The following is a 22,201-nucleotide window of genomic DNA, read 5'->3' as shown; positions in this document are numbered from 1 at the left end:
GAGTTGAGAATTATGTTGATTTTTAAACGTGAGCTGAAGAAGAACTTTAAATCGTTGATTATATGGAGCATTATTATCGGAGGTATGATTCTGATGACTCTAAGCATCTATCCACAATTTTCCCAAGACCAAGAAGCGATAAATCAAATGTTGAGTGCTTATCCTGAAGAATTTAAGAGTGCTTTCGGTATGGATCGGCTTGATATTGGGACATTGATTGGATACTATGGGATGCAAATCCACTTATATACAACTTTATTGGGAAGCATATATACAGTGATGCTTGTCTCTAACATCATTTCCAAGGAAGAGAATGAAAAAACGATTGAATTTTTATTGTCTAAACCAGTTTCAAGAACAAGAATTATTGCAGAAAAATGCTTGGCGGTTGCTGTAAACATCTTGTTAATAAATACTGCCATTGTTGCTGTATGTTTATTAGGTTTTCAATTTACAGATGACTCCATACCATTTAAAACTTATGGGCTTTTGGTTTTTGCAACACTGCTGATTCATTTCACTTTCGGAGCCATCTCATTTTTGTTATCCGCTGTTATGAAAAAGTCGCGTGTCATTACAGCTGCATCATTAGGAATTGTTTTTGTTTCCTACTTTCTAAGTGTTACATCCGGTATTTCAGAAGAATTAAATATGCTAAAATATATTAGCGTATTTAAATATGTTGATGCTGCTGAACTAATAAATGAAAATGCAATCCAGCCTCTATATTTATTGATAATGATTGGAATAATCCTATTTGGAACATCATTTACTTTTCTTCATTACAATAAAAAGGACATAGCATCATAGTGATGGAGGTTACACCATGTATCCTAATTTCGAGAAATTACCCGAAGAGAAGAAGCAACTGATCATTTCTATCTGTATTGAGGAGTTTGCTAAAACTGGTTTTGAGAAAACTTCAACAGATACTATTACAACTAGAGCGGGAATTTCTAAAGGTATATTGTTTCACTATTTCAAAAATAAAAAGAATCTGTTCCTATATGTAGTTGACCATTGCCGTCAGCTTATTGGAGATACCATAATGGACGAACTAGAAAGATTGAAAACAGATGATTTCTTTGAACGAATTAAGGAAGTAATTCTAATTAAGCTGAGGGTACAGTTGAAATTTTCTCAGGAAACCAATCTGGTAACCAATGCTATGTTGAACCCACCCGTAACAATGAAAGATGAGGTCCAACAACTGCTGGAAAAGAATATTGATAGCTACAGCGACCAATATCTTGGAAAACTGTTGAATGCCAAACTATTGAAAAATCATGCTTCACCTGAAAAGGTTGTCAACTTAACATTGGTTGCACTTGAGAACATTACCAAAAAGTATATAGGCTTATATAAGGACGAATCAATCCATTTTGAGAAACTGAGTGAGCAAATGATACCTGAAATAGATGAATATATTGAATTAATAAAGTATGGATGTTTGAAGAATTAAAAACGTTTGAGGAGTAAGGTAACATTAGGTAGAACTATTACGGGAGGTTATGTTGTGGATGTTTCTAAAAATATAACTGCATGTCCAAAGTGTGGCGGAATTGAGCTCGGTAAAGGTCAGCATAGCGGGTATGCAGTTATGTCGCCAGTAAATAAAAAATTTAGCTTTGGTTCAAACATAGAATATATTATTTGTACAGATTGTGGATTTATTATTGAAAGCTTTGTGGTAAACCCCGAAAAGTTTAAGGGGACAATGTAGATTTATCAGACAAGTAAATAACAAAACTTGATACTCCCCTTGCAAATACACACCATTAGGAGATCTGCGGTGCAAAAGTCATATATATGTAAGGAGTGAAATAAATGAGGAAGTATTTATTGCTTGTTGTAGGACTTGTCCTTGCAATCATAGGATACTACTTTGGAATAAATGAGTCTATGAAATGGCTAACCCTTGCCTTTTATCTCATAGCTGCAATATGCTTTGTCATCCAAGCCATAATTATGATAAAGAATCAAACAGGTAAAAAGGTAAGGGAATAATTAGTTGTACCTTCACTAAAAAGCTTATTGTATAAGAGTATGGACTTTAGAATATATTGTTATGTTAATGAAGGAAAACGGGGACAAAGGGTACCTTGTCCCTAAATATTTTTCGGGGGACATTCACCTGTCCCTATGTCCCATCAAAATCTATTTGCCTAAGCATCAAGATAGTAATGTGTGACAGGTGAAAAGAAAAGCGCTTTTTAAAAAAAGTGATTTGGCATAGGGAATGGTTAACGATTCCGTTATATGACACAAGAAAACCGGTCAGAGGTTAGTACCCCTGACCGGTTTTTAGTCGATACCGCGCGAGGATAAGGTTATCTGAAACAGCATGCACTTTGCTTTCTACGAGCAATCCTGCTCATAAGTAAGCATTGATAAGTACCTGTTACATGAATTAATATATAAAGGATTAAAATTGTGTTATTTTGGAGTGAAACTTAGTGAAGTGGATTTCTGGGAAAAATAAGAAACTTCTTTTAGTATTAATCCTTCTTGTTATATTGATTGCCGGCCTGCTCGATATCAAATACGAAGGCTTGTTCTTTCAATTATTACCGGATTCGGTTCAGGCATTTTTAAAAGCCTGAAAAGATTGAAACCAATGGTGGATGGATAAACAGGGCCTGGCCCCCGATACGCTAAAGTATTAACGTACCAGGGGTCAGGCCCCGCTTTTAAGGTGGTTTGGATGAATTATATGAACATATTTGGCAAATGGCCCGGTCCGTTTCCTGATACTTCACCCTTGCTTCAATCTATGTTTTCTTTTCTTTACTTATATTCGGAATTGGACTTAGTACAGCAATGCTTCTGGGAATCATTCTTCTTGTTCACTTGGCAAGCTGGGGATTTACCTGCATGATTTTATCGATCAATATGAATATGTCAGAGCCGTTGAAACCGTCCAGGGTAAAATTCGGAATTTCTATCGTGGCAATATCACTGATTATATTTACCATTACATCAATCATCACCGGCAACTGGTATTTTCTGATTGCCAGCATTCCGCCAAACATCATTGGGCTGATAAGTGCTTTAACTCCTGAAAAAAACAGGGAGGGATAAGCTTAACGGGTTCGGGTATGTTTTTGTCGGCCAGAACATTCGCGTGTTGTTTAAATAAGGGAAGTTTTTTCCCTTATCCTGCAGAATAGGGCTAGGTTGAGGGAAATAAGGGAAATTTTTTCCCTTAAGGCAAGGTCAAAGGGAGCATTTTCATGCTTTTAGAGTAAATAAGGGAAATTCTTTCCTCTATCTCCTCTATTTTTCATAGAATTTCCTAAATAACAGAAATTTCTTCCCTTATTTTTGCAGATTGTTATATGGCTATCCCACTGGCACACGCAGAGTAAAGCCAGCGAAGAAACTTTTTTGATATTAAGGGGACAGTCCCTAATCATGTTCTATCTCCATTATGAACAAAAGCCGCTCCTCAATACCTCAATAAGGAGCGGCTTTTGTATGGTCATCATACTACATTTTCTTGGATTTGCGTTTCCTCTTTTGATGAAGTAACTCTTAACGCAGAAGCTATGATGACCAGCATACTCACTACTCCAATCCAAACAAGGGAAGAAACAGGTGCATTCCACGTTAAACCGTTTCCGAAGTATAATAATTCACGTAAGCCTTCTACCATAAACCGCATTGGCAGCCAAGAATATACCCAGTCATGATAGAACGGGGACATCATCTCTGGTGCCATCGCAAGCAATGGTGCCCCAAAGAAAAGCATTAAGACGAAAATCGGCATACCTCGAATCCCTAACAGTGAAAGTACTGCTGAGATCATCAGAAAAAAGCTAAAAGAAGTAATGGTTAAAAATAAGGCTATATCTGTGAAATGTGGAATATGAAGCCCAACCACCCCTTCTGCCAGCAGAGTCAAGCCGAATCCGACGACAAGGGAGATGATCGCCCCTGCTAATATTTGAACCAGTTTTGCCAAAAAGCTCTCTTTTCGATTCGTAATGGCTGCTTTGCTGACTGCGATAAAGATAACTGCCGCACTTGCTAAACTTGCCATCCAAAGAGGCTGGAATAAAGAAACAGGAGCATTTCCGTTTGCACTATTTGTACCGATTTCATTTACGTTCGTGACTTTTTTCGTGATAGGATTTGCCAGGCTTTCAGCTTGCATGGGTGTTAATGCTGCTCCCTGCTGTTCAAATCCGTCCAGCAATTGTGTCCGTACATTATTGCTGACATTTTCAACGACTCCATTCAATATCTGTCCTGCCATTGTGGAAGCCATCGTATTCATTCCTTGATTAATAAATATCTCAATCTCGGGTGAAGACGGTGTTGGAGTCCGCAATGAAGCCTGCTTGGCACTGAAATCTTCCGGAATGACCAATGCAGCATAATACTTCTGGTCATCTAATCCTTTTTGAACTTCCTCTTTACTCTTTACTTCAATCCACTTTACAGGAGAATCATCTTGACCTGCAGCTGTATTGGGATTTTTCTGTATCATTTCAACGATTGTTTCACCCATATTCATTTTAGGCTGATTGGGGACATCCACCCCTGTATCCTCATTTACGATTGCAATAGGCAGATTCTTTGCGGTTGGTTGGACCGAAGGAATCAAGGTAAGGGAAAAAATTAAAATAATGGCCAATGCAATAAGTGGCGAGAACCATAATAATTTGTTTTTGAACATATTCCATCCTCCTTGAGATTAAGGTAAACTAAATAATGAACACCGTGTTGTTTATTTACCTTTCAAATTATATAGCCAGATTCATATCTGCTCAATAATCAATATTGGAAGAAGTGTTGGTTATGGGACACTTTTTTCAATTGTGTCGGATAAAAAGAAGGAGGGATCATCCTGAGTCAAAATTCTAAGGATTTACGAGTCATCCGGACAAAAGAGTCCATTCGAAATGCACTGGTGGAATTAATAGAAGAAAAAGGCTTCGAAGCCATTACGGTTAAAGACATCACCAATAGGGCGAATATCAATAGAGGTACCTTTTATGCCCACTATCAGGACAAATTCGACCTAATGACAAAATGCGAAGAAGAAGTCATGTTTGATATATCCAGAATTGCCAGAGAAAACTTTCCTGGTGTTATAGCCGCCCTGGATAGCGACTCTCAGATTATGGCACCATTTAAACTATCAGTTTCATTATTTGAGTATTTAAATCAAAATAGTGGATTTATGAAGGCCGTGTTAAGTCCAAAAGGAGATCTGTCGTTTCAAACAAGGCTAAAAACATTCATGTGGGAAACACTTTATGGAAATAACCCAAACGCACTGATTAAGGAAGAAAATTTGCTTGTGCCAGGACATTATTTAGCTTCCTATATCGGATCGGCTCATATAGGGGTCATTCAAAAATGGCTGGATAACGGCCGGAAAGAATCACCTGAAGAAATGGCCCGAATTCTATCAACCATTACGAGTAACGGCCCCTTTTTTGCAGAGGGTTTAAAAAAATAACCACATCAACAAAAGGACATTTTCTGTGAAAAGCAGGAGGTGTTTTTTTGTTTTTTATCTACTGAACTGAATGAACATACTCGGTATTTTGGTAACTCCGTTAATCTTTTTATCCTCGCTTAAATAATTGCGTTGTGTATACCTGAATAAGGTACTTTTCCGTCCCTGGAAATTTTACTAGGGACCCTCCACGTGTCTCCTGTCCCAGAAAATAGTTAAGAGTCTATCGTTCTTTATATCAATCGAAAAATGAGTCACTTTTTGGCGCACCAATGTTCTTTATGGAGAATATTCTATTCTTGCAGAACGAATATCAAAGGTGGCTTATCATTTATGGTTTCGATTTTACTAATAGTATTTTTGTCCGTTGTACTTGGATTCATTTTTTTGTATACAGTGGTGCCGTTCATTTGGGCCAAGCAGTCAGACGGCGCTGAATCTTCAAGGAAGGAAATAGGGATCTCTATCGTGATACCTGCTTTCAATGAATCGTCCACATTCGAAAGCTGTATTTGGGGATTGAATAACATCAATTATTCTAACTATGAAGTTGTGATTGCTAACGATGGATCGACAGATGACAGTATGGAAGTGCTTCATAGACTGTTGGATTTGAAGGAGGCCACGATTCCGAAAGCAAATAAACTAATCCACGCACCTATCAAGAAAACCTATCAATCTTTGAAATATCCCAATTTTGTAGTCGTCGATAAGGACAATGGTAAACGTGCAGATGCATTAAACGCCGGAATAGAGTACGCATCAAAGGAAGTTACTGTTTTAACAGATGCTGATAGTGTATTACGCTCTGATTCTCTCAATATGATAAATGAAGCTTTTTACGATAAAGAAGTGATAGCAGCCGGCGGTACCGTTCGGATTCTTCAAGGAATGGCCAACAATGGCTCTGAACCATCCGCCACTTCCCGTCTGCCGTTTCTTGTAAAAATACAAACATTGGGCTATCTACGCTCATTTCTGCAGGCGAGATTCCTCTTCTATTTCTTTGGAACAATGCCCCTGATATCCGGCGCATTCGGCATTTACAGAACGAAAACGTTACTGCAATTGGGCGGTCACAATGTGGAGACGGTTGGCGAAGACATGGACCTGACATTCCGGGCCCATGCACATACAAAAAAGACTGGCGAGAAAATCCTCTTTCTGCCCAGCGCAGTTTGCTATACAGAGTGTCCGGAAACGTTGGAGGTTCTTTACAGCCAGAGAGTCAGATGGCAGAAGGGTTTTTTAGACTGCTTCTTCCTTCATAAAGGACTTCTGAGGGGCAGCAAGTTTCTGCTCACCATTTTTGTGTGGATACAATGCTTGTTAATAGAGACCTTTACCCCTATAGCCACAATCCTTCTTACTCCCGCTATCTACTTTTTGACAGACTCCATAAGAGGCATTTTGTTGTTTACCGGAATAGTTGCAATCGCTGCGGTTATTCAAACATTGGCAGCCATAATCGTTAATCGCAGGTTTCAGTATAAGTACTCGCTCCTTGGCTATTTGAACATGTTCATGACATCTCTTATAGAAGTTATCGTTACGCCTTTTATGAACTCCTTCTTTGTACTGGCCGGAACTTTTATGTACTTCAGAAATAAAAACAGCTGGGGAAAAATGAAGAGAACCGGGACTGACTATACTTCAAAAATGAGACGTTAATTTTGATAGGAAAGAGAGGAACAAAATGAATATTTTAGTGACTGGTGGAGCAGGTTTCATCGGCAGCCATACGTGTGTTGAATTATTGAAATCAGGATACGATATTATTGTATTGGATAACTTCTGTAACAGCCGTATGGAATCATTAGAAAGAGTAAAAGAAATAACCAATAAAAGATTTAAAGTTTATAATGCAGATCTGCTTGATAAAGCGAAAGTAGAAGATGTTTTCAATGAAAATGATATAGAAGCAGTGATTCATTTTGCCGGACTAAAGGCTGTGGGAGAATCTGTGGAAATTCCACTGCATTACTATAATAATAATATTACGGGTACTTTAAATCTCTTAGATTTGATGGAAAAATATAATGTGTTGAATCTAGTATTCAGCTCCTCTGCAACGGTATACGGAGTACCCGAGCAGGTTCCCATTACTGAAAAAGCAGCACTGAGGGCAACCAATCCATATGGACGTACCAAATTAATGATCGAAGAAATTTTAAATGACGTTTACCTTTCAAATCATCACTGGAGCATTGCGCTTTTACGTTATTTTAATCCAATCGGTGCCCATTCCAGTGGTCTGATCGGAGAGGAACCCAATGGAGTTCCGAATAATCTTATGCCGTATATCACGCAAGTAGCAGCTGGAAAGCGGAAAGAGCTTCAGATCTTTGGGAATGATTACCCAACCATAGATGGAACAGGTGTCAGAGACTATATCCATGTTGAGGATCTTGCAAGTGGACACTTGAAAGCAGTAGAAAAGGTCGTTTCGTCAAATGGAGTGGAGGCATATAACCTGGGCACTGGAAAGGGATATAGTGTCCTTGAAATGGTCCATGCTTTTGAAAAAGCGACAGGTGCAAAAGTTCCTTACAAAATTGGCCCCCGTCGCCCCGGTGATGTTGCAGAGTGTTATGCGGATCCAGGAAAGGCTGAAAAAGAACTGGGATGGAAAGCTGAAAAAGTAATCGAGGAAATGTGTATGGATTCTTGGAAATGGCAATCACAAAATCCAAAAGGATATGAAAAGATATAATAGGCAGAGAAACATCCCCTCTGTCCGTTGGTGCTGACTCTCGGTCTGTGAGTTCAGCATTTTTTTATTTATGGGTGTCTCTTTTCCATAAAGCTCTCTATATAACCGATGAGAACGTAATATAGGGAGGAATTTATAATGACAGGATGGATTAAATTTCAACGAAGCACGATTGAAAGCCCGATTTGGAGCAGCCCGTTTACCTTGAGGCTCTTATTATTGCTGAGCTGCAGAGCTGTCCAGAAAGAATTCATGTATGTGGAAGAAGTGAAGGTGGGAAGAGGTCAATATTTAAGGTCGTATTCCCGGCTGGCTGAAGATTTGCAGTACGTGGAGAATGGCAATTTGAGAGTTCCGTCAAAGAATACAGTCAAACTGGGTGTGGATCGTTTGAAAAAATATGGTCTCATCTCTACTGAAGAAACAAACTTTGGCACATTGTTCACTTTACTACAGAGTGAAGATGATTTCCTTTTGCCCGAAAACGGGAGAACGGCGGAAGAATCCCAGAAGGACGAAGCGGACACGAAGGGTGTACAACAAGAAGAATGTAAGAAAGGTAGAGAAGAGAGAGAAAAAGAGAACGGGCACGCGAGGAATGAGTTGTCTTTCAAATCAGAAGTGCAGAATAGAGTTGAGAAGGTCACGGATAAATTTCTGAAGCTGCGTAACTCAGGATTTTATATTTCGCCTAAGGAACAGTGTGCCATTGAAAAAATCTGCGAGGCGGAGATCGAAGTGGACACGCTGCTATCCTGGATGGAGACGATCGAGTCCGATTATCGAAAGCGGAATGCGAACAACAAAATCAAGTCGTTTACATACTACGAGAAGGCTTTGCAGCGTAAAATCAGGAAAAGTGCGGAAAAGCCGCCAAGCTCTTCTGCCAGCCGGATAAAAGAAACGAATGATTTGCTGGCCAAGATGGCAATGTGGAAGAAAGAGGGGGAGGCACGTCTTGCAAACGAATCCAAGAGAATCAAGCCGTCCTTTGAGCCTGTATGGGACCGGTGAAACCGACAGTTTCCAGGCATTGTTTGAAGCCGAAAGCATGCTGATTGGAGCGGTTTTAGGAACAGTGTACTAATGTCCCTATGGCTCAAGGAGTTAAATGGTATGATACCTAAAACGAATTATGAATAGTTTATTTCAGTAAGAAAATTTGGCTCAAACATTCATGGAAGCTTCATCAATTATACTTTGAGCAGATGTAATGAAATGTTCTTTCCCTGATAATGAAAAGATCGAGATAGCTTTCTTTAATGCCTCGATACCTTCGACCACGTGATTTAAGTTGATAAGAGAAAGTCCTTTATAATAATAAAATTCACCGTGTAAATACAGAGTTTCATACTGAACACAAATTTTAATCCCTTTGTTTGCATATTCAACAGCGTCTTCGTATTTCATTTGGTTTTTTAAAAATCTTTGATAATTGTAATAGAAACGCAGCTGTAAAGAATATTCGTCACAAGAAGGTCTGCTTTCTAACAGGTTAAGAGCTTTTAAGTAGTATTGCTCTGCTTCTTCCAGCAGTTTTTCTTCAGTAAGAATATTAGCGATGGCAATAAGAGATTCTACATCTTCTTGAAAATAATGTTCATTATTATCACTTAATGTGTCTTTTAGTTTTTCCATTGCTTCAGAAATATCAGCGTCAAGATGATATAGACAAATTCCTATATGATAATCCATGAAGTTTTTCATTTTTGGCGTTTTAAATAAGGGACTATCTTTTTGGACGTTAATTAATCTTCTGACTTCAGCATAATTATGTTTCTTGGTTTCAGCACGCACTTGGTTAATAAACTCATTTTGATATTCGTGGATTGTACTGTCCGGAGAATCAAAAAAGTAGTTGATGGACACCCCTAGTCTAACAGCAAGAGCGTGAAGGATATGGGCAGAAGGGACAATTTGGCCTTTTTCAATCATACTGATATATGCTTGAGTGCAGATATTTTTGGCTAATTTTTTTTGAGAAACCTTTTGGTATATTCTTAAGTCTCTTAAACTTTCTCCAATAGTGGAAATCATATTCTCCATCATAATCCCCCTGCGAAAAATAAAGATATTTATATTATAGAATGTTTTAGTCCATTTAAGGCAGGTTTTGAGGGGGGATTTCATGAAATCGGGCAAAAATGGATGAAACTTTAATCAAATAGGTATAGTAAAATGCGCTTATAATGTTTGATTAAACTAACCTATTCAGCTGAAAAAGTAAGGAGAGAAATATGGTCAAAATAGTTCAATTTCTAATCCCGGTTATTTTTGTGGTTGTCGTTCTGTCAGGTTGCAGAGTTGTTTTATTTGATGAAACGTTAGATACCGAAACCACAAGCACCAAAAAAAGTGAAGAGGTGATGCTGGAAGGGAGTGTTCGAATAGAAAACGCTAGACTTATTATTCGGGGTACGACCAACTTACCGGAAGGATCAACCATCTTAATAGGTCTGAAAAGTTTTCCAGAGAACGTGGGCAATACTGAAATCCTGGAGGGAAAGGGTCAGGCATCAAAAAAATTTACTGAAGAGCACACTGCGAAAGTTGATGAAGCTGGTGAATTTACCAAAGTGATTGAAAAAGCGCAGGATAGTCAACAGTTTCAACTGGAAGTATGGTTTAGACCAAATCTACAAAACAAAGCTGTTCAAGACAGGTACGGACAAAGTGGAGAATTCCTGGCTGAAGTAGATGGTTTTACAAAGTATGATTTGGAAGAGGGGAATTTCAGAGGGATTGTTAAATATGCACCGATTATAAACGAATATGGGGGCACTTGGGAATTAGCTCCTTCTATATCACATTCAAGGCCAATGAGATGAGAATGGAACTTGAACATTTAGCGGAGCTGGTTCATTACTTATGTATGATCAGGAACTTATTATAAACATTACAAAGTGCATTAATACTCTAATGCAGATTTTTAAGAGTCAGGGCCAGACCCCAGTACACTAACGTATTAACGTACCGGGGGTCAGGCCCCGCCTTTGTCAAAAATAAAAAGGAGAACCAATTAAAGTTCTCCTTTCCCCATTCTATGGTATTAATAATATCTTGCCTGTACTCCTACGGCTTTCTAATAATCGATGAGCCTCTTGACCATCTTTTAAATTGTAGGTGACAGGCGCCTGTATGATTAATTCTTCATTCTCAATCCACTTGAACAGCTGCTTTGAACGGTTTATTCTTTCTGTCCCTGAGGTAAGCACATTCCAAAGGTCACCGCCTGTTAGGGTCTTGGAAGTATCCATTAACATCCTGGGATCAACGGGTTGAGGGTCGCCGCCAGCCATACCAAAAAATACAACCGTCCCGCCTACTCTCGTTGCAGAAAAGCTTTCTGATAAGGTGGAACCGACTGATTCGAATACGACATCTGCTCCATTACCATCAGTTGCTTGCAAGATTTTGTCTGACCATTTTTCGTTGTAGAGGAATACTTCTTCTGCGCCCGCTTTTAAAGCAATCTCTGCTTTATCCTTGGAAGAAGTAAGTCCTATTGCTTTTCCGCCAAGGAGATTGACCATTTGAATTAATAGCTGTCCAACTCCACCTGCTGATGCATGGATGACGGCAACATCTCCAGGTTTAACAGAGTAGCTGTCATGGACGAGGTAATGAGCCGTTAAGCCCTGCAGCAGAATAGATGCAGCAGTCTCGAAAGAAATACGGTCCGGAAGTGGAATGGCTTTTTCTATTGGTACAGCTGCAAGTTCAGCATTAGCAAAAGGAACATCAGCAAACCCAATTCGATCACCAATTTTGAAAGATGATACTTCGCTTCCGATTTCCTCAACGATTCCAGCACCTTCATAACCCAATATGTACGGAGCTTGTCCTGTTAGATGATAATTTCCTTTTCTTCTATAAATATCTGCAAAATTTAAACCGATTGCTTTTGTTCGAACAAGAACTTCATTTGGCCCAATAGTCGGGTCCGATATCTCTCTATACTCTAAAACTTCCGGGCCGCCAAAATGTTCAAATACTAAAGCTTTCATTCCAGACCTCTTTTCATATAACTTATTCTCACTAACATAGTGGAACCTCGATTTCTACACAGATGATAACCTATAGTAGTTCCAAAAACAAATACATTAACTTTCATGCATCGGAATGGACTGGGTGGGACCGTGACATTGAATTTTATTAAGTTTAGCTGGTATGCTGCGGGAAAAATCGAGGAGGATAGAATTAATCAAACGTTTGTTTAATACTCAAAATCGATGTAAGGTATAATTTTATTCAGAGTGATGCAAATGAATTTGGTAAGCTCACTATTCATCAAGGAGGTGGTGGAATGAATCTCCACTTAGAAACAGAGGTTGAACAATTAAAACATAAAAAGAGAGAACTGTTTGATCAGGATGTACTTAACATATTAAACGGACAAGTAATGTATGAAGAATTTAAAAGTGAAAAGCTAATGGGGAATTCTGACTATGCCCCTTTTAATGAAGCAATGTGTGTACATCCGACTACAACAACTATTTTTGACAATAAGTTTATTCAAACCAGAGCATCAGGACATCATGACTCTGTCGAAAATTACAGAAATAAGGTAATAAAACCCTTACACAATCTTTTTGAAAAAAACTATAACTATATTGTTTTATGGTTTGGAGAAGACATGTTTTGTCAGATGAATCTTCTAACGATCCTTGCCTATCTTGAACAGTCTCAGTACGGGGGCAAAGTGTTTTTAAATAGCTTCAGAGAAGATGAATGTAAAGTAAGCCAAACAGAGCTTACTTTGGGTGGTTATCATTCCATCTATAAAGAGGTATTAGTCAATCATAAGAAACCGGCTGGTGAACTGCTTCCAGTGATGTATCAGGCAATCGAGTTATTCTTAGAAATGCAGACCGAAAATAACATCGTCGTAAAATATATCTCTAAAAATAAACACTTACCCCAATCCGAATTGCTTGAGCGGTTATTTCAGGTCTTTCCAACAATAGGATATGGAGATACACAATATATGGAGCTGATTAACAAAACAAAGTAAATTAAGGGATTACGGGGGCTGCGGTTTCCCAGTATCAAGGATGACTCGGAACATCAGTTTGATACTTTACGTCTTTTGTTTTTAAACTCCAATTGAATGTTTCAAAGGTAACTAATTATTTATGTCGTTTGTTAACTTCAATCGTAATGAATTCCGGCAAATAGCTGGGAGTACATCCTTTTGATACTTTTTCGTCTTTGTAAAGTCCCGTTTTCTCACCAAGTTTAATACAACGTTCACGATTCTGTTCATCATAAATGCCGATCCAGCCTGCGGTGAAATTCATAGCCCATTGAACTTCGGGTTCTTCCTGCGCAATAGCAGTTTCTAATGCAGATAGCAAGTCTGCGGTATTATCAGGCGGTGTTTGTCCGGTCCATCTCAATCGCCCTTGATAATACCAGAAAGCTCGCCTTTGAAGAGCAGAAGGACTCTTTTCCCATGACTCCATCAATGCAATTCTCTTCTTGTCTTTGGTGAGCTGATTAGCCATTAACCAATCCATTAAGTTATTCCGTTCATCAAAAGAGTGAGTCTGCATATCCTTATCAAGCCTATTTAGAACATCTTGTGAAAGAAGTTTTTTGTCCATAATCAAGATTGCTAATAGTCTTGGCGAATACTCTTCAGTTGCCCAAAGTTCCATAGCTAGTTCATGATCTTTTTTAATGCCCTTCGCGATTTTTCGTAAGTCTCCCAGCTTCGTTTTACTATTGATCTGAGATAGAATGTTTTCTGCTTTTGAAGAGCGTTTTATTTCTGTATCTTTTTTTTCCTCCATTTTAAACAACTCCTTTTTTAAAGCACGGTTTCATAATATGTCCATGACGGGAAATATCGAGAACTTAATTTCTCCCCCATAAATGATGAGTTTGGTTCTATTTTTGAACAGTCCTCTGATGTTCATAACAAAAGATATTGCCTTTGAAAGTATTGTTTGATAAACAATACGCTCTAACTTTATCTGAAACAGGTTTATTACAGACTGTACAAGTAGCCCCTGAAGCTTTCTTTTCTTCTGGAGCATTCGTCTTTAAGGCATGCTTATGCTCTTCTCTAACTTTCGGGTCAGTTATATTCGCCTTTGAAAAGGTATTGAAAATCGCTAAGATATCACTTTCAGTTAGGAGAGGCTCTTTATGTTGCATTTTTAATACTGAGACTTTCCGATGGATAAACTCTGATAGCTCGATGTCATAAACGATAATTTCGTTAGATGCTATTTTACGGTAATCTAAGTCCACTTTAAAAGTGCAGCGTTTTGTAAATGATACCATTGAGATGAAAAATTCATGGTACTTCGTATCAATAAGTGAAGTTAATGCCTTTATATGTCCGTAGTTTTGCACAAAAGGGTTCATCATTTTAAATTTTCCATTAACCAACCACGTTTTACGCTCTTTCCCACCATAGATGGTTCCTTGATAGTTTTTGGTTTCAATCGCAAAGATACCGTATGGAGTTAAAACCACATGGTCAATTTGTGAATAACCTGACTTTGCTTTGGGATTTTTAACGAGGAGATCGCTTAAGTATCGATATTCCTTTGGCAGCTGATCAAGTTGAATATCAATCTTGTATTCTCCTATTTCACCTTTTCTAGCAGCAACCTGTTCATTCACCTTTTTTGGTTTTGGCTTGGTCACATTAGCTTGTTTTGGTTTATCCTCGTTCTTTTTCTTCTTTAAAAAGTTTAGGAATAATAGCATGATTAGCTCCTTGCTAGTTTGATATACCATTATTGTAACTTTTTTGTGGTAAAACTTACCACGTCTTAGAGGAATAAGAAACCCACAACCCTCTAAGATTAAACCTCTCAAGTCACTATTTGGTAATCTCGTATAGTGCTCCCTGTAATAGAATGGATTGGTTCTGGTTACCGTTTTCAAGCTGAAGACCAAAGGGTCTTTCGCCAAATGAATGGAGGAAATCTTTAACGATACCATCCTCGACAGGAGTACAAAACAACAGGTTTCCGTTCGGCAGGTAAATGCGCTGGCATTTTGCCCCCCAATCCTCATTGATATACGCCTCTCCGATTTGCAGATCGAAAAGAGAAGACCATCTGGAAATTTTATCATCCAAATCTTCAACTGCTAACAACACATCCTTTATTTGAAGAGAGCCGGCTGGATGGCTGGAGTATACCTTCAGTTTCTCTCTTCTGACAGCATCATCTTCTCCCCATTGGATGAAGAAGGGAAGGGGAAGTGTTGGAGGCTCCTCCGCGATAAACAGCATGGACCATTGCAAAAGTTCACCACTGTCAGTTAACCGCGAACCTTTGACAGGGCCATGGAGCTTCAGACCTTTTTCTTTAAGTTCAACAGCAAGTTGATCCATGTTATTCGTCCTGAGAGCGATCCTCCCCGGGTGGTCTCCCAAAGGTAGCTCAGTGACAAGCTGTTGAATCAGCGGGTTATCGTCAACCTTCATGGAAACAGATGAATCTTGAATCCCCAGCCACTCGATATAACCTAACCCAAAATAAGCAAGCGTGTTATAAGTTCCCCAGTTTTCATGCTTTCCTCCCTCAATAACCTGAATGCCATGCTGCAGCATCGTTTCTCTCGCGGATGTAGGGTCAGATGAAAAGTGAACAAGATGATCAAAGGCAAGTGACGTCATTTTATATCCCTCGTTTCTGTTTGGTGGTGTGATTCTATTTTAGCAGGTTTTCAGAAAGGAGCTGAGTGTCTAGGCCATCAAAAGATTTAATATTGGTGGCCAAGGTCCTGTCCCACAGTTCCCGGGGATAGTTACACCAGGCAAAGTGTTGCAATGAGAAGGTATTGGGGAAATGGAAAAATAAAGGAAAACACTGCTTTAATGTCGAAAAGATACGAAAAAGGAGGAAATACAATGAAAAATGAGACAAGAGCAGGTATAGCTTATATTGCTTTAAGATTAGCAACAGGATTATCGAAGAGTGATGTATATGACTACAGTGCAGGTAGGTATATAACAATCGATGGAGAAGTAACGTTGAATCGAATAAATGTTTATGACTATAGTATCGGATGTCATATAAGTGGAAATGAGAACAATGGGAAATATGATTTATATCATTATGGAAATAATAGCAGCATTGAGCTGATTAAGCAGGCAAGCGATAAAGTAACTGGTTATGATTACGATGTCAATAATCATTTTGAGTGTAAAATCTCAGGTCACTCAGTGACAGTATACGATTACGAAAAAGGCTTATACTTTGATTATAGTTTTTAATAGGAAAGCCAGCCCCCATTTATGAGTGGCTTTTTTATAAAACAGAAAGTAGTAGAGGGCTTGTCCGATTGCGAAAATAAAAAAAGATGAAGTTCTATAATTTAGGTGATTATCAAACAATTAGGCGGAAAGTGCTGAACGTGACAACCATGAATGCTAGAAGTGTAAGAAACGGAACGAGGGACACACGAAAATTCAGTGCCTGCCCCCATTATTATAAAGTATTAAATACTGAAGTCAGGCCTCATTTTTCCTGTAAATATTCTTTTGGGAATATTTGTTTATATTTATATTAAATTATGTAGATTATTGTTTTAATGGTAATAGGTATAAAGTCTCCTTGGTAGTTTTGCAAAATCTAAGCTTTTTAAAAAAATGTGGAGTGATATAGTGAGAGGGAAAATAATAAAAAGAATTGCTATGAAATTTGATATGACTGAGAAGGAAGTTCAAAATTTGGTTTACACTAAAAAAGTTATTAATCAATATAACACAAAAATAGTGAAAAATAGAACTATCATAGATAAAGATCGGGTTACTTTAGAGGAACAGGTAGTTCTTGATTATTATAAACTCCTTGTAAACCATAGTGGTATTAGGTTTCCGAACAGGTCCTTTATCATGTCTGAACTAATGAATATAATTCCTTATTTACATCTTTATAAAAACTATACGATTTTTAAATTCGATTTTAAAGACTTTTTTTACAATATATGTACAAGAAAGAACTTTGAAGAGTTAAATACTAGGATTAAGTTAAACCCAACAGAAAAAGAATTTTTGAAGAAGTATACTCAGAGTGTTAGTAGTTATACCCCAGGAATAGGACTTCATAATTCTTTGATTGAAATAAGTGGAGAGAAGTTTGATTATGAGATAAAAAAACTTTTTAGAAAAAGAGGTTTTTTGTTTTATGCTAGATACGTAGATGACTGTATTTTAATTCTTGATGAAAAGATAAACAAAACACAAACAGAGGAACTAGTATCATTAGCTATCGACAAAACATTTGGGAAAAAACTGGAGCTTAACAAACGGAAAACCCAGTATGCTAATGATCAAAGTTCAGGTTACGAAATCGACTATCTAGGATATTCTTTTCAAAAGGGACAATCTAATCAGGATCAGTTTAAGTTTGGTATTTCCCGAAAAAAGCTTGAAAAATATAACTCTAAAATTGAAGAGTTTGTTTTAGAATACAAAAATTCGGGGGATATTGAAAAACTCAGCTTCAAATTAGAGCTATTCTACAAGAGAATAGTGTTCTTTGGAGACAAAAAGGGAGATAAGAATTACAAATGGCAAGTAAGAGGTATAAGTGATAGTTATAAGGAATTAAAACGATTTATTAATTCTGATTATGAGTTCAGTAAAATTACAAAAGATACTAAGAAATTATTTAACAAAACTATTGAAATCAATTTTCGCAAAAATGGAATGCCAATTCCTCCGAAAATAAATAATCAAATACAAAATAATAAGTTCATTTCATGTTTTCTAAATAATAAGGCGCTTTTGTTACATAGACAAATTGGACTCAACTATCAAGAATTAAAAACTAAGTTGGAGTTAGTACATGAGGGTAAAGTAGAAGAGGAAGGATACAGTGAGCTAGCAGGTTTACTACTTAACAGTTTGAATTAGTAAGGCGAGATGAAAACATCTCGCCTATACTTTTGAAACTTAGCAAGTGCCAAGTCTCGATATTGTGTAAAAATAGATTATCAATAAAAAACAGAGGTGTCAATAAGTGAATACAAATTACAAATTTAATAGACAGTTTACTGATTTCCTTTTAACTGACTTGCTACCCTATGAGAAGGGTAACCACTATACTCATATATTCTTTTATAATTTTTTGCAAAAAAATAAAGAAAAGCTTAGTAGTTTAATCAAAAACATGAAAAGCCATAATACTTATTTTGACCCTACATGGCATAATGCTCCATTAAAATTTAAAATATCAAAAAAGGAAGAAAATTTTAGGGAGATTTCACTAATAAACCCACTTGGTTTATTGGAATCGTTAATTTTTATTAATTTATTTGAGAATGACATAATAAATATCTTACACAATAAAATTGACTTTTCTTGCAGAAAAGCCTATAGAACCAATAGTTTAACTTATAAGAAAGATAAAAACCAAACTGTATATTATTCTGGAGATCCTGATTCGAAAAAGCAACTCCAGATTTCTCTTGAATCAAGTGGATCATATTTTAAGCATTATCCTTTCAAAAGTATTACCAACCTCCTTAATAGCAAGAGGTATTTATTTGCACGAGACAAATTCGACCTTTTGCTGAAATTAGATATACAAGATTGTTTTCCAAGTATATATACACACTCATTTAAATGGTTGATATCAAATAAGGTATACGACTCAAAAAACCTTCGTAATTCAAATTCGGTATATAAAAATATTGATACTTTTCTACAAAATATAAATGGCTCTAAAACAAATGGGATTATTGTAGGACCTGAAGTGAGTAGGTTATTAGCAGAATTTTTATTTACACATCTTGACCAAAAAGTGATAGAAAATCTTAGAGAAGCCAATCTTTTCGAAGGAAGAGATTATATAGTGTATAGATTTGTCGATGACTATTATATTTGCACTAATATTGAGGCCAATCAATCTCTAATCAAAGATGAGATTGTCAGCATCTTAAATGAATTTCAACTTAAAATAAACAATATGAAGTTAACAAAGATGAAGAAGAATGAAATTAACAGTAGTTGGCTTATTGAAGTTTCACCCGTTATACAAGATATTGAAAAGATTTTTAAATCTGAGCAAAGTAATTTTGTGAGTAATATTACTGACCTATTGAATAGTTTAGAAATAAAAGAAGAGTTGACGGAAACGCTTATTCAAGCTGCAGCAGGAATTGAAACGATAAATGATAAAAGAATACAAAAGAGTCCTTTTACTAAAGCTATAAAAAAAATTAAATATATAGATTTAAGGAATAAGGTATTGAAAATTATCAACGAAACAAATGAAAGTTCCCTTATTTGTTCTTATATTTTAAGTGCTGTATTAAAGAAAGTGGAGAATGGGCAAAACAAAATATTCAATATAAATATGGAACTAAACGAATTTATTGTATTTATATTATTTTTATATTCTAAAGATGTGTCATATTCTTCATCACAAAAATTGATTAGAATTCTTTCCCTATTAGTTGAAAAAGCACCTGAAGACTTTCCATCATTAATTGAAAAGAATTTAGAGCGGTTTGACAATGATATCTTTAAAGGATATACAAATGATTGGATAGACTTACTTTTATTTTTTTCTAGTAACAGAATAAATCTTTCAAACGATAACATCCTTAAGATTACAGAGAAGATTATAAAAGAAGAAAATCCGTTACAAGTCGCAGCATTATGTCTATTCTATGAAACAAGCCTTATCAACTCAACTCCATATGTAAAGTCAGTTAACCAAATAATTAAGGAGAAGGTAGAAAAGATAAATTGGGATGATTTCTTTCAAGATGAACTTAGCTGGTGGGTTTTCATTTTTATTAGTTATCCAAGAATAAATAAAAATATAAAAAAAGAGATTGTGATTAATCTTAAAAGATTACAAGGTCAATTAAGTGAAGATATAGGTGATCAGGCAAAAAGAGTAATCTTAGAGTTTTTAATAGAAAATGATTATCATTTTATTGAATGGAATTTTACCAAAGAAAATTACTATAAGAAATTTTATTTTTATACTAAAGATAGAACAGTTTTTAATCCAGATATAATTAGTCAGTTTAGTATTTCACGATAAATGACTATCTAAAAGTTAATAATAATTAAAGAAGGATTGAATTTATGATCGTCTACGAAGCAACAAAATTAGAATTCCTAGAAGACGTTTTCCACGATGAACTAGTCAACAACATATGCAATAACTATAATACCAAAATCGGTAAAATCAATGAGCGTGAGGTTCGCTCTTGGGATAACTCGATGCAATACATGTTTCGGGTTTTAAGTGATAATGATATTCCTAACGATGCTGGTGTAGCAATCGAATTTAAAATTCCTCATACATCGAGGCGTGTGGATTTCCTTATCTCCGGCAGGAGTGCTGACAAGGACTCAATAGTTATTGTTGAATTGAAGCAATGGGAGTCCGTTGAGGTGATACGGGGCAAAGAAGCTATCGTCAAAACGGCCATGAACCGAGGACTGGTGGAAACTACTCACCCATCTTATCAGGCCTGGTCTTATGCTTCTTTGATTAAGGATTATAATGAAAACGCTCAGAATGAGGATATGAGCTTGTATCCTTGTGCATACTTACATAATTATTTGAACCAAGGGGACCAGGATCCCTTAACTGATCCGGTTTATAATTACTATATTGAACAGGCTCCTGTTTTTGTGAAGGGGCAGGCTCAAAAGCTTCGGAATTTTATTAAACGTTACATACAGTTCGGTGATAATAAAGAGATTCTATACAAAATTGAGAATGGCCGTATCAGGCCTTCCAAGTCATTGCAGGATTCCTTGAACCTGATGTTAAAGGGCAATGAAGAGTTTGTGATGATTGATGACCAGAAGGTAGTTTACGAAGAAGCGATTCACTTGGCCAAAGAGGCTCTTAGAACAAATACCAAGCAGGTGTTGGTTGTAAAAGGTGGGCCAGGTACCGGGAAGTCAGTCCTCGCTATCAACCTGTTGGTTCATTTAACAAGCCAGAGCATGGTTTGCCAATATGTGACCAAGAATGCTGCACCTCGAAATATTTATGCTAATAAGCTTAAAAGGGACTACAGAAAAGGGCATATTGATAACTTGTTTAAGGGGTCGGGGAGTTATATCAATGCTCCAAGAGATGAGTTTGATGCTTTAATTGTCGATGAAGCGCACAGGTTGAATTTGAAATCAGGTATGTTTCAAAACCTCGGTGAAAATCAGACTAAGGAAATAATAGAGGCATCAAAGTTCTCGGTTTTCTTTATAGACGAAAGGCAGAGGGTAACATTAAAAGATGCGGGCAGCATAAGTGAAATTGATCGTTATGCAGAAGAAAATAATGCTCACTTAACGATTATGAACTTAGAATCACAATTTCGTTGTAATGGATCAGATGGCTATCTAGCTTGGCTGGATGATGTGCTGCAAATCCGTGAAACAGCGAACTCTGACTATATTGGAAGCCAGTATGATTTTAAAGTTTTTGATAATCCGAATGACTTGAGGAGAGTAATCGAAAGCAAGAACACTAACAATAAGTCTCGTATGGTTGCAGGCTATTGTTGGAACTGGGATAAGGAAGGGAAAAGTAATCCTCATTACCATGATATTATGTTGGATGATTACGGTTTTAAAATGAGCTGGAATCTAGGGAATTCTGATACTTGGGCGATTGACCCTGAGTCAGTTAAGGAAGCAGGTTGTATCCATACCTGTCAGGGACTGGAGTTTGAATATGTCGGAGTCATTATTGGCGATGACATGAGATATGAAAATGGTCAGGTCATTACAGATCATACTAAGCGTGCCAAAACAGACTCCTCCTTAAGAGGTTTGAAGAAAATGCTGAAGGAAGATCCTGAGAAAGCCAAAAAGCTGGCAGATGAAATTATCAGGAATACTTACAGAACTTTAATGACCCGTGGACAAAAGGGCTGCTATGTTTATTGTACAGATTCTGCTCTTGCCTCTTATTTGAGGGAACGGTATGAGCACAGCAACACTGTATATGAAGAAAACGAGTTCTTTAAACCTGGTTCAAGAGTTGCAGAAGACACAGAAGAATATAAGTAAG

Annotated in this window: 21 protein-coding genes and 1 pseudogene; 15 read left to right on the top strand and 7 right to left on the bottom strand. The window is 37.0% G+C overall.

The genetic code is table 11. The features are described 5' to 3' along the window. The first annotated feature begins 12 nt into the window (after window positions 1–12). The 5 genes from M1E09_RS19325 to M1E09_RS19305 all read left to right on the top strand — a co-directional run bounded on the left by M1E09_RS19325 (window position 13) and on the right by M1E09_RS19305 (window position 2,603). Window positions 13–810, top strand: coding sequence for an ABC transporter permease subunit (locus tag M1E09_RS19325; RefSeq protein ID WP_456272448.1), 798 nt, complete (start codon window positions 13–15; stop codon window positions 808–810). Between the two features lie 16 nt (window positions 811–826). Continuing rightward, complete coding sequence (locus tag M1E09_RS19320; RefSeq protein WP_456272447.1) at window positions 827–1,462, top strand: TetR/AcrR family transcriptional regulator; 636 nt, start codon at window positions 827–829, stop codon at window positions 1,460–1,462. A gap of 54 nt (window positions 1,463–1,516) precedes the next feature. Beyond that, a complete protein-coding gene (locus tag M1E09_RS19315; protein ID WP_456272446.1) occupies window positions 1,517–1,723 on the top strand; it encodes a transcription initiation factor TFIIIB in 207 nt (68 codons plus the stop codon). 104 nt (window positions 1,724–1,827) lie between these two features. Beyond that, window positions 1,828–2,007: a hypothetical protein gene (locus M1E09_RS19310; protein WP_456272445.1), complete on the top strand. Its 180-nt coding sequence runs from the start codon at window positions 1,828–1,830 to the stop codon at window positions 2,005–2,007. Between the two features lie 449 nt (window positions 2,008–2,456). Continuing rightward, the gene (locus tag M1E09_RS19305; RefSeq protein WP_456272444.1) at window positions 2,457–2,603 is read left to right on the top strand and encodes a hypothetical protein; all 147 of its coding nucleotides are present in this window, start codon (window positions 2,457–2,459) and stop codon (window positions 2,601–2,603) included. Between the two features lie 243 nt (window positions 2,604–2,846). Here the strand turns inward: M1E09_RS19305 and M1E09_RS19300 are convergent, their stop codons facing one another. Both M1E09_RS19300 and M1E09_RS19295 read right to left on the bottom strand, forming a co-directional pair. After that, complete coding sequence (locus M1E09_RS19300; protein ID WP_456272443.1) at window positions 2,847–3,020, bottom strand: hypothetical protein; 174 nt, start codon at window positions 3,018–3,020, stop codon at window positions 2,847–2,849. A 464-nt stretch (window positions 3,021–3,484) separates the two neighbouring features. After that, window positions 3,485–4,681 carry a YhgE/Pip domain-containing protein gene (locus M1E09_RS19295; RefSeq protein ID WP_456272442.1) on the bottom strand — a complete coding sequence of 399 codons (1,197 nt, stop codon included), beginning with the start codon at window positions 4,679–4,681 and terminating at the stop codon, window positions 3,485–3,487. Window positions 4,682–4,852: 171 nt separating this feature from the next. Here M1E09_RS19295 and M1E09_RS19290 point away from each other — a divergent pair, with 171 nt between their 5' ends. From M1E09_RS19290 to M1E09_RS19275, 4 genes are all read left to right on the top strand, one after another. Then, on the top strand, window positions 4,853–5,470 hold the full coding sequence (locus M1E09_RS19290) for a TetR/AcrR family transcriptional regulator (RefSeq protein WP_456275036.1): 618 nt from the start codon (window positions 4,853–4,855) through the stop codon (window positions 5,468–5,470). A 333-nt stretch (window positions 5,471–5,803) separates the two neighbouring features. Next, a complete protein-coding gene (locus tag M1E09_RS19285; RefSeq protein ID WP_456272441.1) occupies window positions 5,804–7,141 on the top strand; it encodes a glycosyltransferase family 2 protein in 1,338 nt (445 codons plus the stop codon). A 25-nt stretch (window positions 7,142–7,166) separates the two neighbouring features. Then, a complete protein-coding gene (gene galE, locus M1E09_RS19280) occupies window positions 7,167–8,183 on the top strand; it encodes a UDP-glucose 4-epimerase GalE (RefSeq protein ID WP_456272440.1) in 1,017 nt (338 codons plus the stop codon). Between the two features lie 138 nt (window positions 8,184–8,321). Next, window positions 8,322–9,197, top strand: coding sequence for a DNA helicase (locus M1E09_RS19275; protein ID WP_456272439.1), 876 nt, complete (start codon window positions 8,322–8,324; stop codon window positions 9,195–9,197). Window positions 9,198–9,350: 153 nt separating this feature from the next. Here M1E09_RS19275 and M1E09_RS19270 read toward each other — a convergent pair whose 3' ends face one another. Beyond that, window positions 9,351–10,232, bottom strand: a complete 882-nt coding sequence (locus M1E09_RS19270; protein WP_456272438.1) for a helix-turn-helix domain-containing protein — start codon at window positions 10,230–10,232, stop codon at window positions 9,351–9,353. A 188-nt stretch (window positions 10,233–10,420) separates the two neighbouring features. Between M1E09_RS19270 and M1E09_RS19265 the strand changes: the two genes are divergently transcribed. Continuing rightward, window positions 10,421–11,011, top strand: a complete 591-nt coding sequence (locus M1E09_RS19265; protein ID WP_456272437.1) for a hypothetical protein — start codon at window positions 10,421–10,423, stop codon at window positions 11,009–11,011. Window positions 11,012–11,224: 213 nt separating this feature from the next. On the opposite strand, the gene M1E09_RS19260 is transcribed toward M1E09_RS19265, so the two are convergent. After that, window positions 11,225–12,190, bottom strand: coding sequence for a quinone oxidoreductase family protein (locus M1E09_RS19260; RefSeq protein WP_456272436.1), 966 nt, complete (start codon window positions 12,188–12,190; stop codon window positions 11,225–11,227). A 263-nt stretch (window positions 12,191–12,453) separates the two neighbouring features. On the opposite strand from M1E09_RS19260, the pseudogene M1E09_RS19255 reads away from it, so the two are divergent. Further along, a pseudogene (locus tag M1E09_RS19255) lies at window positions 12,454–13,197 on the top strand (AraC family transcriptional regulator); the annotation flags it as partial. 115 nt (window positions 13,198–13,312) lie between these two features. On the opposite strand, the gene M1E09_RS19250 reads toward M1E09_RS19255, so the two are convergent. The 3 genes from M1E09_RS19250 to M1E09_RS19240 form a co-directional block, all read right to left on the bottom strand. Next, on the bottom strand, window positions 13,313–13,978 hold the full coding sequence (locus tag M1E09_RS19250) for a DNA alkylation repair protein (protein ID WP_456272435.1): 666 nt from the start codon (window positions 13,976–13,978) through the stop codon (window positions 13,313–13,315). Between the two features lie 97 nt (window positions 13,979–14,075). Continuing rightward, window positions 14,076–14,906 carry a nuclease-related domain-containing protein gene (locus M1E09_RS19245; protein ID WP_456272434.1) on the bottom strand — a complete coding sequence of 277 codons (831 nt, stop codon included), beginning with the start codon at window positions 14,904–14,906 and terminating at the stop codon, window positions 14,076–14,078. Window positions 14,907–15,021: 115 nt separating this feature from the next. Continuing rightward, the gene (locus M1E09_RS19240; protein ID WP_456272433.1) at window positions 15,022–15,825 is read right to left on the bottom strand and encodes a VOC family protein; all 804 of its coding nucleotides are present in this window, start codon (window positions 15,823–15,825) and stop codon (window positions 15,022–15,024) included. Between the two features lie 234 nt (window positions 15,826–16,059). Between M1E09_RS19240 and M1E09_RS19235 the strand changes: the two genes are divergently transcribed. The 4 genes from M1E09_RS19235 to M1E09_RS19220 all read left to right on the top strand — a co-directional run bounded on the left by M1E09_RS19235 (window position 16,060) and on the right by M1E09_RS19220 (window position 22,200). After that, window positions 16,060–16,425: a hypothetical protein gene (locus M1E09_RS19235; RefSeq protein WP_456272432.1), complete on the top strand. Its 366-nt coding sequence runs from the start codon at window positions 16,060–16,062 to the stop codon at window positions 16,423–16,425. Between the two features lie 390 nt (window positions 16,426–16,815). Further along, window positions 16,816–18,069: a hypothetical protein gene (locus M1E09_RS19230; protein WP_456272431.1), complete on the top strand. Its 1,254-nt coding sequence runs from the start codon at window positions 16,816–16,818 to the stop codon at window positions 18,067–18,069. A gap of 106 nt (window positions 18,070–18,175) precedes the next feature. Then, the gene (locus M1E09_RS19225) at window positions 18,176–20,212 is read left to right on the top strand and encodes an RNA-directed DNA polymerase (RefSeq protein ID WP_456272430.1); all 2,037 of its coding nucleotides are present in this window, start codon (window positions 18,176–18,178) and stop codon (window positions 20,210–20,212) included. Window positions 20,213–20,256: 44 nt separating this feature from the next. After that, window positions 20,257–22,200, top strand: coding sequence for a DNA/RNA helicase domain-containing protein (locus M1E09_RS19220; RefSeq protein ID WP_456272429.1), 1,944 nt, complete (start codon window positions 20,257–20,259; stop codon window positions 22,198–22,200). Window position 22,201 lies beyond the last annotated feature (1 nt).

The sequence above is a fragment of the Bacillus sp. AK031 genome (assembly GCF_053903065.1).
Note: the sequence above shows the minus strand (reverse complement) of the source record. Positions and strands in the feature narration are given on the sequence as shown.

Bases quoted from the DNA above. Each gene is read 5' to 3' on its own strand.
- M1E09_RS19235 (WP_456272432.1), top strand. From the start codon at position 16,060: ATGAAAAATGAGACAAGAGCAGGTATAGCTTATATTGCTTTAAGATTA.
- M1E09_RS19270 (WP_456272438.1), bottom strand. From the start codon at position 10,232: ATGATGGAGAATATGATTTCCACTATTGGAGAAAGTTTAAGAGACTTA.
- M1E09_RS19240 (WP_456272433.1), bottom strand. From the start codon at position 15,825: ATGACGTCACTTGCCTTTGATCATCTTGTTCACTTTTCATCTGACCCT.
- M1E09_RS19310 (WP_456272445.1), top strand. From the start codon at position 1,828: ATGAGGAAGTATTTATTGCTTGTTGTAGGACTTGTCCTTGCAATCATA.
- M1E09_RS19245 (WP_456272434.1), bottom strand. From the start codon at position 14,906: ATGCTATTATTCCTAAACTTTTTAAAGAAGAAAAAGAACGAGGATAAA.
- M1E09_RS19295 (WP_456272442.1), bottom strand. From the start codon at position 4,681: ATGTTCAAAAACAAATTATTATGGTTCTCGCCACTTATTGCATTGGCC.
- M1E09_RS19325 (WP_456272448.1), top strand. From the start codon at position 13: ATGTTGATTTTTAAACGTGAGCTGAAGAAGAACTTTAAATCGTTGATT.
- M1E09_RS19250 (WP_456272435.1), bottom strand. From the start codon at position 13,978: ATGGAGGAAAAAAAAGATACAGAAATAAAACGCTCTTCAAAAGCAGAA.
- M1E09_RS19220 (WP_456272429.1), top strand. From the start codon at position 20,257: ATGATCGTCTACGAAGCAACAAAATTAGAATTCCTAGAAGACGTTTTC.
- M1E09_RS19320 (WP_456272447.1), top strand. From the start codon at position 827: ATGTATCCTAATTTCGAGAAATTACCCGAAGAGAAGAAGCAACTGATC.
- M1E09_RS19265 (WP_456272437.1), top strand. From the start codon at position 10,421: ATGGTCAAAATAGTTCAATTTCTAATCCCGGTTATTTTTGTGGTTGTC.
- galE (WP_456272440.1), top strand. From the start codon at position 7,167: ATGAATATTTTAGTGACTGGTGGAGCAGGTTTCATCGGCAGCCATACG.
- M1E09_RS19260 (WP_456272436.1), bottom strand. From the start codon at position 12,190: ATGAAAGCTTTAGTATTTGAACATTTTGGCGGCCCGGAAGTTTTAGAG.
- M1E09_RS19300 (WP_456272443.1), bottom strand. From the start codon at position 3,020: ATGCTGGCAATCAGAAAATACCAGTTGCCGGTGATGATTGATGTAATG.
- M1E09_RS19285 (WP_456272441.1), top strand. From the start codon at position 5,804: ATGGTTTCGATTTTACTAATAGTATTTTTGTCCGTTGTACTTGGATTC.
- M1E09_RS19275 (WP_456272439.1), top strand. From the start codon at position 8,322: ATGACAGGATGGATTAAATTTCAACGAAGCACGATTGAAAGCCCGATT.